A 12,766-nucleotide genomic window follows, 5' to 3' on the forward strand; every position below is an offset into this window, starting at 1 on the left:
TTGTACAAGTCAATTCTAACGTATTCAAAGCAAAAAGTGTTAATAATTAGCTGTATTTACCTGACTTTCCTCTCGGGATATGATACGCTTTTGCAGTAGTGATGATGCATAATAAAGGAGAAAATAAATAATGACCTTACCTCAACTAGATTTGGCACACGCAAATGGCCCCAAAGCAACCATTAAAACCAACCATGGCGATATTGTGATTCAGTTATTCCCTGAGCAAGCTCCCAAAACGGTGGAGAACTTTGTTGCCTTAGCTGAAAAGGGTTACTACGATGGGGTTACTTTCCATCGCGTAATTCCAGACTTTATGATCCAAGGCGGCGATCCAACTGGAACTGGTGCCGGTGGTGAAAGCAGTTTTGGCGGCGACTTCGCTGATGAATTTTCACCAGAACTGTTTAATATCAACGGTGCTTTGTCGATGGCCAATGCCGGTCCGGATACTAATGGCAGCCAATTTTTTATTGTGACCAACGAGCATGTTGACGATGGCATGGTTCAGCAAATGAAGACGGCTGGTTACCCAGAAGAAATTATTGAAGCTTATCAAAATGGTGGCACCCCTTGGCTTGATTTCAGGCATACGGTGTTTGGCCAAGTGATTGACGGCATGGATGTCGTCAAGGAAATTAGTCAGGTTGACCGAAACGGCTCCGATAAGCCTAAAGAAGCGGTTACGATGGAAACAGTGACGATTGAAAAATAATTAAAAAGGCTGATTAATCATGGTCAGCTTAAAAAGCAGTAGCCCCGACGATTGACAAACAATTCGTCATTGGGGCCACTGCTTTTTGATACGCTTTAGTTATCGCAGATTCACTCAAACCGACTTAATGGATAATCATCCCAATCTGGATGCGGTTGATGGTTCACCTGGGCACTCCGGATATCGGTGTAGTATTGAAGCTTTCGCCGAATATGGCGTTGATTTTCTTTAAGGAGGACGAGCTGATCTGCCACCCGGTTGCAATGGGTTTGGAGCAGATCAATCACTTCATCTAAATCATGGTCTTGGTCCTCATATTTAAAGAGTGTCTGGAGTTCTTTGAGTGGCATTCCGGTATCCTTGAAGCAGCAAATTGCCGCCAACCGATCCAAATTCGCTTGGTTGTACAGGCGGTTTTTGCCATTTCTGGCAACGTGGGGAAGCAGCCCGATTTCTTCGTAGTAACGCAGTGTTGAGATGGGCAAATCGTATTTCTTTGAAACTTCCGCGATGGTGTAAGTGGTCATTAAATGCCTCCGAAATATTTAACTTTACCTCAAGTATACTTGAGGTGCTAGAGTAAAGTAAATAAGGAATTTAAACGATGCCTTATTTCAACTATTAGGAGGAACCAATCATATGAAATACCGACATTTAAGTAAGCAAGGCTTGCGGGTAAGTGAATTGGCATTGGGGAGCTGGATGACTGATGTCAGCGAACCAGATAAGCAGGAGTTAGCTGCTCAAAGTATCAACTTGGCATATGAACATGGGATTAATTTCTTTGACTGTGCCGATGCATACAGTGGCGGGGCTGCCGAACGATTTCTCGGCAAAACGCTTCAACAATTCCCTCGCAAAGAGCTTGTCTTATCCAGTAAAGTCTTTTTCCCAACCGGTGAGGGAATCAACGATCGCGGGTTATCCAGAAAGCACATTATGGAATCAATTGACACATCGCTGAAAAATATGCAGACAGATTATTTAGATCTCTACTTCTGTCACCGATTTGATCCTGAAACACCATTGGCAGAAACATTACAGGCATTAAGCGACCTGGTGGATCAAGGTAAAATTCTGTATTATGGCGTCAGCGAATGGCGGCCAGTCCAAATCTTGGAAGCCCAATTGATCATTCAAGAGCGGGGACTCCACCCAATGTCCGTGGTTCAGCCGCAATATAATATGTTTGATCGATATATTGAACATGAATTGTTGGATGTTTGTGGCAAATTAGGCCTTGGTGTTGTGCCATTCTCACCATTGTCTCAAGGATTGTTGACCGGCAAATATCGTAAGGGCCACCAAATTCCTGCTGGTTCGCGGGCAACTTACCAGGATCAGATCAAAGCACTCTTGACTGAAGATAATTTAGATAAGGTTGAAGTCTTAGTCCAGATGGCCGGCGAGCTCAATACAGATTTGGCAACATTTGCATTAGCCTGGACGTTGAGAGATCCAAGAATTTCCAGCTTAATCACGGGTGCCAGCAAGCCAAGTCAGCTTGAGAACAACTTGAAGGCGATTGATTTAGATATTCCGGCTGAATATTATCCAAGAATTGATCGATTATTTGGATTCAAAAAGTTTTCCCGAAAAATTGGTTAAGCAGCTTAGTAAACATTAACTTTTAGTGGCTGGACAATAACAAGCGTTCCATAAATCCAATCTGGATTTTATGGAACGCTTTTTTGAGGCTAGTAAACTGAATTACTTCAAGGACGCAATTAACTTCTTAACTGCTTGGGCTTGGAACTCAGCAGTCGCTTGCTTAACCAGCTTTGCGCGGTCGGCAGCAGACATCCTTGGGTTCTTTTGCATGGCCGCCATCACTTGTTTGGTGACGAAGGCTTTTCCAGCAGTTTTCAATTGGGCTTGATAAGACTTATCAGCCATCTTCTTCTGCAGGGCTTTAGCTTGGGTAGTCGAAAGTACGAGCCAGTCCTTGTTGATATACAAGGTATTGTGTTGCTTGACTAGTTTATTGCCTTCATCGGCAATTCCAAACCATAACTTGGCAGCTTTATTTTTGTATTTCCAATGAGTGGTTTGAGTCACCATCTTGGATTCGCCGTTAATGCGAACCACTTTGTTGGTGGTGTCATCTTTTGCTCGGGTGTGGGATTTTTTCTTAGCATCCGCCGATTTTTGGTAGATATAAACCTTTTTCTTATCGGCAGTGCCAATTGGTTGATATAAGACCATTTGCATTTGCTTTGACTTGCCAACGGAATAAATTGGCTGAGCCGTTTGTTCGGTGGCTTGTTTCATTCCGTAATGATCATGGTCGTTTTTGATAATGTAAAAGGTTGACAGAACCGCCCCGATAATTGCGATGGCGGTCAAGATATTGCTCCAAGTCTTGTTTTCAATGTAAATGAAGAAGACAAAGCCCAAAACAACACTAATTACTAAAGTTGCTAATATCATTAATCTTCGCCTCCTGCTTTAGTATAGTCAGATGAGTGACCACGGTTTTTCAAGAAGAACGCGGTGATAAATGCAAGCAGACAGAAGATCAATGAGATCAGGAATGCTGCATGGTAACCACTTAATGTCGCGTTAATGGCATGGGTCTGGTAATTCAATGGGTTAGTGGTCAGCATGTGCTTTGAAGGCATATTGTTCTTCGTTACGTTGGTCAAGATACTGATCAACACGGCGGTTCCAACTGAACTAGCGACTTGGCGTTGCGTGTTGTTAACAGCAGTTCCGTGACTCAGTAGATTAAGTGGTAAGGAGTTCATTCCAACTGTGGTAGCCGGCATCATTGACATTGAAATACCGAACATCCGAACGGCGTAGAAGAACACGATGTAGATAGTTGGCGTACTCTTTGTAATGTAGATAAATGGAATTGAGCCAAGGGTTAGAAAGAACATTCCGATGATCGAAAGCCGTCTGGCACCAAACCGGTCCACAGCCCGGCCAGTAATTGGGCTCATGATTCCCATCATAATGGCTCCAGCAAGGAGGGTTAGTCCGGATTCAAACGCAGACATGCCTTTAACAATTTGCAGGTACAATGGGATGACCATTTCAACTCCAACCATTGCCATCATTGTAACAGAACTTAAGATGGCAGAAATGGTGAATGGAAATGACCGATAAACTCGGAATTCCAAGAAGGGTTTCTTCATGGTTAATTGACGCCAAATGAAACCAATGATGAAGATAACCCCGATCACGAGGGTACTGATAACTGTTGCGCTGCCCCAGCCGTCCTCACCAACTGATGAGAACCCGTAAAGTAAGCTACCAAAGCCAACGGTTGACATGATGATTGAGAGTATGTCTGTTCCAACTTTCTTCGTTGGCAGTACACTCTTAACAAAGAAAAAACTGGCCAAAATAACGATTACTAGTAATGGCAGAATCATGCCGAAAAGATCTCGCCAAGTCCAGTTGTCAATGACCCATCCAGAAAGAGTTGGGCCAATGGCTGGGGCTAAGCCGATGACGATTCCGGCAAGGCCCATGGCAGTTCCTCGTTTGTCAGGCGGAAAGATTGACAGCATAATGGTCTGGAGTAATGGCATGGTAACCCCCACACCCAATGCTTGAATCAAACGGCCAGTCAGGAGCATTCCAAAGTTTGGTGCGGTGTAACAGACGATAGTTCCAATGAAGAACGTTGTCATCGCACTTATATAGAGTATTTTAGAATTGAATCTTGTGCTTAACCAAGCACTAATTGGGATCATAATCCCGTTAACCATCATGAAGCCAGTGGTCAACCACTGAACGGTTGATGTCGACACATCAAAGGCCTTCATAATAGTAGGAAATGCCGTCGAAAGAATGGTCTGGTTCAAAATAGTACAAAACGTACCAATTAAAATGACCACAATCATTATTCCACGATTATATGGCTTGCCATTTTCGTCTACTGAATTTGCCACGATTGATTACCTTCTTCACTTCAAATTAGATTTCTTCAAAAAACGATTCCTGACTAATATAAGATTATTCACAACAATTGTCAACTATCTTGACAACGATATTCAAGAATATATACTTAATGTTAATGAATAGACGGTGGGTTATAGAGAATCTAATAATAAGAATGCCCATCTAGAGCCAATGAAACCAATTACACAGTCTCGATGATTAGAAACGAGGAATTTAAGTGGATAAAGAATTCAAACAAAAATTAGCCGAAATTGTCAAAGATAATGCCTGGTACATGGGCTTAGGGGATGTTTCCCGGGCAACCGGGATTTCTCAAACCAAGCTACGTTACTGGGAGCGCAAGGGCTACATTGAAAGTAAACAGGGTAAAAATCAGAATCGTAAATTTAGTTATAGCATGTTAATCAAGGCCTATCAGATCAAGTTGTTCTTGGACCAAGGCTACACATTAGCAGTGGCTGCAGAAAAAGCTGAGGCAAAAAACAACGTCTTGAAGTTAGTCCGCAAGATTATTTTTGACCGGTTTGAAGATGTTGCGACCTATGACGGCCATCAGGCAATCAATCTCGGCCCCTTTGATGAGGATAAGGATAAATTGCTATACGCGGTTATTTATGATGGCGGCACTCAATTTAAGCTGGTCGATTTGCCAGATAAAGAAGCATAAACTGCTTGAAATATTTAAGGATTAGGTTGTATAGTTAAAGGAAATATTTGAACGTGATAAGGAGGCTACGATATGGCTGAAACAACCTTTACAAAGGCTCAACTAGCGCAATTTGACGGCAAAGATGGTAACAAGGCTTATGTTGCAATTGACGGGATTGTGTATGATCTGACCAATGTCGATCAGTGGGCGAACGGCCGGCACCACGGCAAGCTGGCCGGTCAAGATTTGAGTGTTGTGATTGATCACACGCCCCATAAACGGACTGTTCTCGATAAGTTAACTGCTGTCGGCAAATACATCGGTTAACCCAGTTCTAATGACTGCTTGAAAAGTCTGCTATGATCGGCAGGCTTTTATTGTGGCAGGATCAGTACGCTGCTGAGTGTCTGGTTGCCTGTTGGAAATTGACCGCGACATGGACGACTCAGAACAAAAAAATTGAAATTAATTTTCAATTTGGGGTTGCTTTTATAACCCCTATAAGCGTTACACTGGACTTATTATCATAATTCGTGGAGGTTTATTTGATGTTAGAGAAAACGGTTTACAGGGAATTATTGAGTCATGCGTTCGACATTCCGGTTTCAGTTACTTATTGGAATGGTAAGACTGAAACATATGGTGACGGCGATCCCAAAGCAAAAATTGAAATTAAAAAAGAAATTCCAATTAAAGAAATGACGTCAAAGCCAACTTTAGTCCTCGCTGAAGCATACATGAACGGCGACATTGAAATCGATGGCAGCATTCAGGAACTGGTTGCCTCAGCTTTCCGTCAGTCGGGTAGTTTTTTGACCAACAACCCATTTTTAAAACATTTACCAAAGATTTCCCATTCTGAAAAGGAAAGTGAAAAAGATATTCAAAGCCACTATGATATTGGCAATGATTTTTATCAGATGTGGTTGGATAAATCAATGACTTATTCATGTGCTTACTTTGAGCATGATGACGATACGTTGGAACAGGCTCAGATCAATAAGGACCGTCATATTTTGCATAAGCTCAATCCGGTTGCCGGCAAGCGTTTATTAGACATCGGTAGTGGTTGGGGAACCTTATTGTTCATGGCTGCTGAAGAATTTGATCTTCACGCAACTGGGATTACCCTTAGTCAAGAGCAATATGATTTCACTAAGGAACAAATTGCCAAGCGCCATTTGGAAGGTAAAGTTGACGTCTTGTTGGAAGACTACCGTGAAGTCAACGAAAAGTTTGATTATGTGACCTCGGTTGGCATGTTTGAACATGTTGGTAAGGAGAACCTTGGGTTGTACTTCAAGAAGGTCAAGGATTTCTTGGAACCAGATGGGCGGGCATTGATCCACGGGATTACCGGACAACACGTTGGGGCCGGGGTTGATCCTTTCTTGAATAAGTATATTTTCCACGGTGGCTATATTCCAAACATGGCTGAGAATTTGACTCACGTAATGGATGCCGGTCTTCAGTTAACAGATTTGGAACCACTTCGTCGTCATTATCAAAAGACCCTTGAAATTTGGTATGCCAATTACATGAAGGTTCTTGATAAAGTACAAGCCAAGTATGGTGTGCCGTTCTCAAGAATGTGGTCGCTGTACCTGCAAGCCAGCGCGGCTTCATTTGAAGCAGGTAACATTGACGTTATGCAGTATTTGCTGACGAATGCACCGAGTGGAACTGGGTTGCCAATGACTCGTCAATACGTTTATCAAAAGGAACAGGATTAAATTAATCTTTCAATAAAAAGGCAACTGCATGTAGAATGTAGCCGTCTTTTTATTAACTAAATTTTATTTATGGCAAATAATACTTTACTTTTAGAAAATATAGTTGTAGGCTATTCTTGTGAGGTGAGGTGATGCAAATGAGTAAAAAGAAGTTTGATGATGATCAGATTATGAACAAAGTATATGAATTCAGGGTTCTCAGTCACATGTCTCAAAAGGACTTGGCAGATGCAGTTGGTGTCAGTAAGCAAACAATTTTAGTCATGGAAAAGGGTCATTATTCACCGTCACTCAAGTTGGCATTTCGGATCGCTCACTATTTTAAGGTCCCGATTACTGATATTTTTACTTATGTAGAAGGAGATGGTTCCGATGGACGTTAAATCACTTTCAGATATTCCAGCCTGGATTTTTTATCCAATTAAATTATGGGCGGAAAAGGACAGCGACAACTTTAATATATTGGTTGGCACCGGAATGATTCTCCTCGTATTATCTTTCGTCATGGTATGGATATTGGTAAGACGGCTAGGTGAATCGGATGAGCGAACTTCCAAGACATACTTGAAAGCAATGTCGTGGGCATTGGTTGTGATTCTGGTTTGTGAGATTGTGTTTCCGTCAACGTATTTGGTTAATCAATTCAAGCTGTATAAATACGCGTTTGCGATGATCGCCGCGGCCGTTTATATGTATGCAAAGTATCGAAAAGAAATGAGGTAATCACATGAAAAGCAAAACGTTTACTGCGATGGGCCAAAATAGCTTGGATAAGAAAGTGAACCGTTTCTTGGCCAACCATGATAAAAAAGTCGTCAGTGTCAAATTTGCCGTTGGGTTTGGTTATGTGGGTGCCATGATATTGTATGAGTAGTTAGGAGACAGGGACAACAGGCGTTTTGATCCCAGAATTTAACGAAAATGACCAATTATTCCTGACTTTGGAATAGTTGGTCATTTTTATTAAATGGCAGGGATCAGCCATTTGGCGCAGCTTTTATCTAAGTGGCTATGGTGATCTATGTGAATAATCATCGATTGAAAATTAATATATGTCCTGGACTCCTTTTTGATGTCGAATTTCTGAAGGTTGTTTATCAGCCACAATCTAGTGATTACCTATTCTGTGTGGCCGCGTTCCTTGACGTACTGCGCAAACGGTTCATTGCCGCTTGGCTCGCCAGATTCTTTCGCCTCATACCAAGCAATGCGATCATTGACCACTTGCAAGTGTTGAAGAATTCGCTGATTTTTACGAACAAATTCGTCACGGGTTCGCTCCAATAAGGACACGCGATTAGGGATCGTGTCGTCACCCAAGTCCTGCCAGGCAACGTATTCTTGAATATCTTGCAGGCTCATTCCAGCGGCCTTTAAATGAACTAAACACTTGACCCAGTCAACGTCGGCATCGGTGAAAATTCTCCGGCTGCCTTCGCTGCTATGGGCCTTGATAACTCGTTGGCGTTCATAAGCATGAATTGTCGGGATGGGCAGATCAACAATTCGTGAAAATTCACTAAGGGTATATCTATGTTCTGAATCGGTTTCTGCCATCGTGCTATCTCCAATCCTTTTAAAACAAGAAGTTATTTATAACTATACTTTAAGTTGAATGAAAGCGTTTGTAAAGCAAAATATTAACGGTCGCTTTATTCCTCGTGGCCCATCCGGTTTAAATAATCGGCAAAGGGTTCCTGACTATCCGTTTTGCCGGTTTCTTTTTGTTTGTACCAGTTGATTTTGTCATTCAAAATTTCCAAATGGTGTTGGACTTCGCGGTATTTCTTCATGAAATCAGCTTGAGTATTTTCCAACAGTGCCAACCGATTAGGGATGGTCTCGTCGCCCATAGCGCGCCAAGTGACGTATTGCTTGAGGTCGTTGATGCTCATGCCAGTTCCTTTTAAATGCAGTAGGAACTTGACCCATTTGATATCCGCTTCAGTGAAATAACGCCGGCCACTGTCGTTTCGTCTAGCCTTCAAGAGGCCTTGGCTCTCATAGTAACGAATTGTTGGTGCGGTGAGATCAACGAGATCAGCAAATTTGCCAATTGGATAACTTGATTCAGTTTTGAGTGCTGGCATTTAAATTCCTCAATTCTTGTTAAAATTAGTTATTGACTTAAAGTCCACTTTAAGTTGTAAGGTGACGTTTGTAAAGAAAAACTTGAAATTAATTTGAGGAGATGGCTATATGAGTGTTGAAAGTAAAGTTGTCATTATTACCGGGGCATCCTCTGGAATTGGGGAAGCATCCGCAAAGTTGCTCGCTAAAAATGGAGCCAAGTTAGTATTGGGTGCCCGCCGAACGGAAAGAATAAAGGAGATTGCTGATCAAATCATTAAGGCTGGCGGTCAGGCCACCTATCGATCAACCGATGTGACCAAGCCGGCAGAAGTTAAAGCATTGGTTCAGTTGGCAAAGAATCAATTTGGCCGAGTGGATGTCATTTTTAACAATGCGGGGATCATGCCGAGTTCGCCAATCAGCGCGCTCCATGTCGATGAGTGGAACGCAATGATCGATATTAACTTGAAAGGGGTTCTAAACGGGGTAGCCGCAGTAATGCCTGATTTCACCAGCCAAAAGCATGGTCAAATTATCACGGCTTCCTCAGTTGCCGGGATTAAGAGCTTTCCTGGCGCCGGCGTTTATGGCGCAACCAAGTTTGCCGTTCGTAATTTGATGGAAGTGATTCGAATGGAAAGTGCCCAAGAGGGGACCAACATTCGGACCGCGACGTTGTATCCGGCTGCTATCAATACGGAGTTGCTTCACACAATCACTGATGAAAAGACGAGAGCGGGGATGGACAGTCTGTATAACTCGGTTGGCATTAGTCCGCAAGCGGTTGCCCGAGTGGTGAACTTTGCGATTGATCAGCCAGAAGACGTTAACGTAAATGAGTTTACGGTTTACCCAACTAAACAAGCATAAAAGGAGAAATGAATCATGGCAAAAAATGAAAATGTTAAGAATGGGATTATTTTTCCAGCTGGGCCGAAGAATGATGCCTATGCAAAGTATTTTGTTGGCCAGAGTTATTTACAGGGATTGGTGAATGATCCTGATGTTAATGTGGGGGTGGTGAACGTCACTTTTGAACCTGGCTGCCGGAATAACTGGCACATTCACCACGATGGCTTTCAGATTTTATTGGTCACTGGCGGTGAAGGCTGGTACCAGGAGGAAGGAAAGCCAGCCCAGCACCTAGTCCCAGGCGATGTTATCGTCACCCACGATGGTGTTAAACACTGGCATGGTGCCACCAAGGATAGCTGGTTCTCCCACATTGCAATTACTGCGGGAACTCCGGAATGGTTAGAGCCAGTTTTAGATGAACAATATGACAAATTGGAGGTCAAATAACAATGGCAAAAAAACAAACAGCTGGTCGCGATAATTTGGGTGATTTTGCTCCCAAGTTTGCGGAATTAAATGACGATGTTTTATTTGGCGAGGTTTGGTCCCGAGAATCCAAACTATCCGCTCGCGACCGGAGCATGATCACCTGTGCCAGCCTGATGTCACAGGGCTTGTTCCCACAGTTAGAAGCTCATATGAAGATGGCCAAACAAAATGGCGTGACCAAAGATGAGATGGTTGAATTAATCACTCACTTGGCATTCTATGCCGGGTGGCCCAAGGCTTGGTCGGCATTTGGAATTGCCAAGAAAATCTTTACAGATTAGTCCGCTTTTAAGTTAGAATTAATATTATCTTAGAATCATTATTGAAAACTTCTCCGAAATATTTTAAACTGGATACAGGTTGTAAATGATAATCATTGGAGGAGACGCATATGAACTTTATCGGTAAAGAAATTGATGATTTCAAAGTAAATGCTTTTCAGAATGGTGAAGTCAAACCAGTTGCCAAGCAGGACCTATTAGGGCATTGGTCGATTATGTTCTTTTATCCCGCTGATTTTTCATTTGTTTGTCCAACTGAGTTAGGCGATTTAGCTGATAATTACGCGGCGTTTAAAAAAGCTGGCGCAGAAATTTATTCCGTTTCTGAAGATACGGAATTTGTTCACCAAGCCTGGCATGAACAAAGTGAAGAGGTTGGTAAAGTCCAGTACCCAATGTTGGCAGATCCAGCTGGTAAGCTAGCCCGGTTCTTTGACGTTCTTGATGAGGATGCTGGTCAAGCCTACCGAGGGGTCTTCATCATTGATCCCCAAGGTACCATTCGGTCGTACACGATCAACGATATGGGCATCGGTCGCAATGCCCAGGAAGTGCTCCGGACTTTAGAAGCCGCTCAATTTGTCGCTGAACACGGCGATCGGGTTTGCCCAGCAAATTGGAAGCCAGGTGAAAAAACGTTGCAGCCGGGAACTAAATTAGTCGGTAAGATTTAACTTAAACGCTTTAAATTTGCGCTTCAGTTTCCTAGAAATAATACCAGCTAAATGTGACTGATCCTTGCCATTTAAGCCAAAAAGTAATGCATTCCAAAACCGGAATGCATTACTTTTTTTACTTAAATTCTGGGATCAAGTTACCGTTCGGCCTAATTTCATCAAATTAATAAAACGACGGTTTATCCCAATTTGTATTCGGCTCGTTAACACCCAAGCTCTTGCGGGCGTACTTGCGTGATTCATCCTGCAAAATGTTAACAATTAGTTGGGCAACAGCCTGACGGGTCACTTGGGTACCACCAAATGGCTGGTCGCTGTCAGTTAACTCATAGTTGGTGTTACCGTCTTTATTATAAAGCCAAGCTAACCGCAGCAACGTATAAGTGAGATCAGAATTCTTAATGACTTTGGCGGTTTTAATCCGCTTGGTGATTGAGCTTTCAATCATACTGGTATTCCACTGACCAAAGGCGCCTTTGACCTCATCTTCAATTCCAAGGACGGTGGCCCCGATAAATTGACGGACGTGGTTGGCATCCATTGCCGCCACAATATTTTTAACGGAATCAAGATCACGCATTTCGTTTAGATACACTGCGTCAACCCCATCCATGGCTCGATCCAAGGTAGCTTTATCGTTGAAGTCGCCATCAATGACAATTTCTCTGCTCGGATCAGTCACTTTAATCCGATTATTGGCATTGCGAGCATACAGTTTTAAGTTAAAATTAGTTTGTTGTAAGAGGGCTGGAATCAAATAACTTGAAATTTGACCGGCAGCTCCCAAAATCAGAACAGTTTTCAATTGAATACCTCCTCAAATCATTTTGTTGGTACCACAACTACTATAACGCTTTTGGTTGCAGAAAAGCATTTTGTAGAGTTAGTCATAAGTGGAGATACCAATCAGAACTAGATTGCTGGGGGAACGGCAACACCGGCTTGCTTGCCAATTGTTTCAAGCTCCTTGGCGGTCTTATCATCAATCACAACGCCTTGTTTGAGATTTTCGTCATAATGCTTATACTCACGATCACCGGGGATCATGATATGAGTCCCGGAAACGTGCTTAAGATGGCGAATCCGATCAAACATCTTAGAAGCCCGTTGCTTGAGATCATCAAGCTCACCAAATAACGCCGGATTAATGGTTAAGAAGAACTGACTGAAGTCATGTCGACCTGGCTTATTCGTATCAGCAGAGATCGACCCCTGAGCCAAAATTCCGGTCAATAATTCAACCACTAAGGAGTTACCAAAACCTTTGTAGTTGGAATTTTGTTCAAGCAGACCGCCAAGGGTTAAGACTCCGCCGCCAGGCTCATCTTCCGTGAAGGCAACTTTGGCCAAATTGTCTTCCACTTTTTGCGCATCGGTGACCA

General features: G+C 42.8%; 19 protein-coding genes. 12 read left to right on the forward strand and 7 right to left on the reverse strand.

Going from position 1 to position 12,766, the window contains the following annotated elements; translation table 11 throughout:
* Positions 1-130: 130 nt before the first annotated feature.
* Positions 131-715 (forward strand): peptidylprolyl isomerase, encoded by a 585-nt coding sequence (locus QUF07_RS02485; RefSeq protein ID WP_289426735.1) that lies wholly within the window; start codon positions 131-133, stop codon positions 713-715.
* Positions 716-825: 110 nt separating this feature from the next.
* Here QUF07_RS02485 and QUF07_RS02490 read toward each other — a convergent pair whose 3' ends face one another.
* Positions 826-1,242, reverse strand: a complete 417-nt coding sequence (locus tag QUF07_RS02490) for a MerR family transcriptional regulator (RefSeq protein WP_217163095.1) — start codon at positions 1,240-1,242, stop codon at positions 826-828.
* A gap of 112 nt (positions 1,243-1,354) precedes the next feature.
* On the opposite strand from QUF07_RS02490, the gene QUF07_RS02495 reads away from it, so the two are divergent.
* The gene (locus QUF07_RS02495) at positions 1,355-2,323 is read left to right on the forward strand and encodes an aldo/keto reductase family protein (protein WP_217163097.1); all 969 of its coding nucleotides are present in this window, start codon (positions 1,355-1,357) and stop codon (positions 2,321-2,323) included.
* A 102-nt stretch (positions 2,324-2,425) separates the two neighbouring features.
* Here QUF07_RS02495 and QUF07_RS02500 read toward each other — a convergent pair whose 3' ends face one another.
* Together QUF07_RS02500 and QUF07_RS02505 are read right to left on the reverse strand one after the other, a co-directional pair.
* Complete coding sequence (locus tag QUF07_RS02500) at positions 2,426-3,145, reverse strand: DUF4811 domain-containing protein (RefSeq protein ID WP_217163099.1); 720 nt, start codon at positions 3,143-3,145, stop codon at positions 2,426-2,428.
* Positions 3,145-4,617 carry an MDR family MFS transporter gene (locus QUF07_RS02505; protein WP_217163101.1) on the reverse strand — a complete coding sequence of 491 codons (1,473 nt, stop codon included), beginning with the start codon at positions 4,615-4,617 and terminating at the stop codon, positions 3,145-3,147. The genes QUF07_RS02500 and QUF07_RS02505 overlap by 1 nt, the downstream gene beginning before the upstream one ends.
* Positions 4,618-4,844: 227 nt before the next feature.
* Between QUF07_RS02505 and QUF07_RS02510 the strand changes: the two genes are divergently transcribed.
* From QUF07_RS02510 to QUF07_RS02535, 6 genes are all read left to right on the forward strand, one after another.
* Positions 4,845-5,294: a MerR family transcriptional regulator gene (locus QUF07_RS02510; protein WP_289426736.1), complete on the forward strand. Its 450-nt coding sequence runs from the start codon at positions 4,845-4,847 to the stop codon at positions 5,292-5,294.
* A 72-nt stretch (positions 5,295-5,366) separates the two neighbouring features.
* The gene (locus QUF07_RS02515; RefSeq protein ID WP_217163105.1) at positions 5,367-5,603 is read left to right on the forward strand and encodes a cytochrome b5 domain-containing protein; all 237 of its coding nucleotides are present in this window, start codon (positions 5,367-5,369) and stop codon (positions 5,601-5,603) included.
* Positions 5,604-5,824: 221 nt separating this feature from the next.
* Positions 5,825-7,009, forward strand: a complete 1,185-nt coding sequence (locus tag QUF07_RS02520; RefSeq protein ID WP_217163107.1) for an SAM-dependent methyltransferase — start codon at positions 5,825-5,827, stop codon at positions 7,007-7,009.
* Between the two features lie 137 nt (positions 7,010-7,146).
* Positions 7,147-7,392: a helix-turn-helix transcriptional regulator gene (locus QUF07_RS02525; protein WP_054747739.1), complete on the forward strand. Its 246-nt coding sequence runs from the start codon at positions 7,147-7,149 to the stop codon at positions 7,390-7,392.
* The gene (locus QUF07_RS02530; RefSeq protein WP_054747737.1) at positions 7,382-7,732 is read left to right on the forward strand and encodes a hypothetical protein; all 351 of its coding nucleotides are present in this window, start codon (positions 7,382-7,384) and stop codon (positions 7,730-7,732) included. Before QUF07_RS02525 ends, QUF07_RS02530 begins: the two co-directional genes overlap by 11 nt.
* 4 nt (positions 7,733-7,736) lie before the next feature.
* Positions 7,737-7,883: a hypothetical protein gene (locus QUF07_RS02535; protein WP_217163109.1), complete on the forward strand. Its 147-nt coding sequence runs from the start codon at positions 7,737-7,739 to the stop codon at positions 7,881-7,883.
* A 245-nt stretch (positions 7,884-8,128) separates the two neighbouring features.
* Here QUF07_RS02535 and QUF07_RS02540 read toward each other — a convergent pair whose 3' ends face one another.
* Both QUF07_RS02540 and QUF07_RS02545 read right to left on the reverse strand, forming a co-directional pair.
* Positions 8,129-8,566, reverse strand: coding sequence for a MerR family transcriptional regulator (locus QUF07_RS02540; RefSeq protein WP_217163111.1), 438 nt, complete (start codon positions 8,564-8,566; stop codon positions 8,129-8,131).
* A 95-nt stretch (positions 8,567-8,661) separates the two neighbouring features.
* Positions 8,662-9,099, reverse strand: a complete 438-nt coding sequence (locus tag QUF07_RS02545) for a MerR family transcriptional regulator (protein ID WP_217341814.1) — start codon at positions 9,097-9,099, stop codon at positions 8,662-8,664.
* Between the two features lie 109 nt (positions 9,100-9,208).
* Between QUF07_RS02545 and QUF07_RS02550 the strand changes: the two genes are divergently transcribed.
* From QUF07_RS02550 to ahpC, 4 genes are all read left to right on the forward strand, one after another.
* Positions 9,209-9,952, forward strand: coding sequence for an SDR family oxidoreductase (locus QUF07_RS02550; protein WP_289426737.1), 744 nt, complete (start codon positions 9,209-9,211; stop codon positions 9,950-9,952).
* A 15-nt stretch (positions 9,953-9,967) separates the two neighbouring features.
* The gene (locus QUF07_RS02555; RefSeq protein ID WP_289426738.1) at positions 9,968-10,384 is read left to right on the forward strand and encodes a cupin domain-containing protein; all 417 of its coding nucleotides are present in this window, start codon (positions 9,968-9,970) and stop codon (positions 10,382-10,384) included.
* Positions 10,385-10,386: 2 nt separating this feature from the next.
* Positions 10,387-10,707, forward strand: coding sequence for a carboxymuconolactone decarboxylase family protein (locus QUF07_RS02560; RefSeq protein WP_054747726.1), 321 nt, complete (start codon positions 10,387-10,389; stop codon positions 10,705-10,707).
* Between the two features lie 110 nt (positions 10,708-10,817).
* A complete protein-coding gene (ahpC, locus tag QUF07_RS02565; protein WP_217163118.1) occupies positions 10,818-11,381 on the forward strand; it encodes an alkyl hydroperoxide reductase subunit C in 564 nt (187 codons plus the stop codon).
* Between the two features lie 166 nt (positions 11,382-11,547).
* Here the strand turns inward: ahpC and QUF07_RS02570 are convergent, their stop codons facing one another.
* Together QUF07_RS02570 and QUF07_RS02575 are read right to left on the reverse strand one after the other, a co-directional pair.
* Positions 11,548-12,189, reverse strand: coding sequence for an NAD(P)H-binding protein (locus QUF07_RS02570; protein ID WP_217163120.1), 642 nt, complete (start codon positions 12,187-12,189; stop codon positions 11,548-11,550).
* Positions 12,190-12,296: 107 nt separating this feature from the next.
* Positions 12,297-12,766: Ldh family oxidoreductase (locus QUF07_RS02575; protein WP_289426739.1), on the reverse strand; the 470-nt coding region annotated here is incomplete at its 5' end.

Origin of the sequence: Lentilactobacillus sp. TOM.63 (assembly GCF_030361045.1) — a bacterium.
GTDB lineage: Bacteria > Bacillota > Bacilli > Lactobacillales > Lactobacillaceae > Lentilactobacillus > Lentilactobacillus dabitei.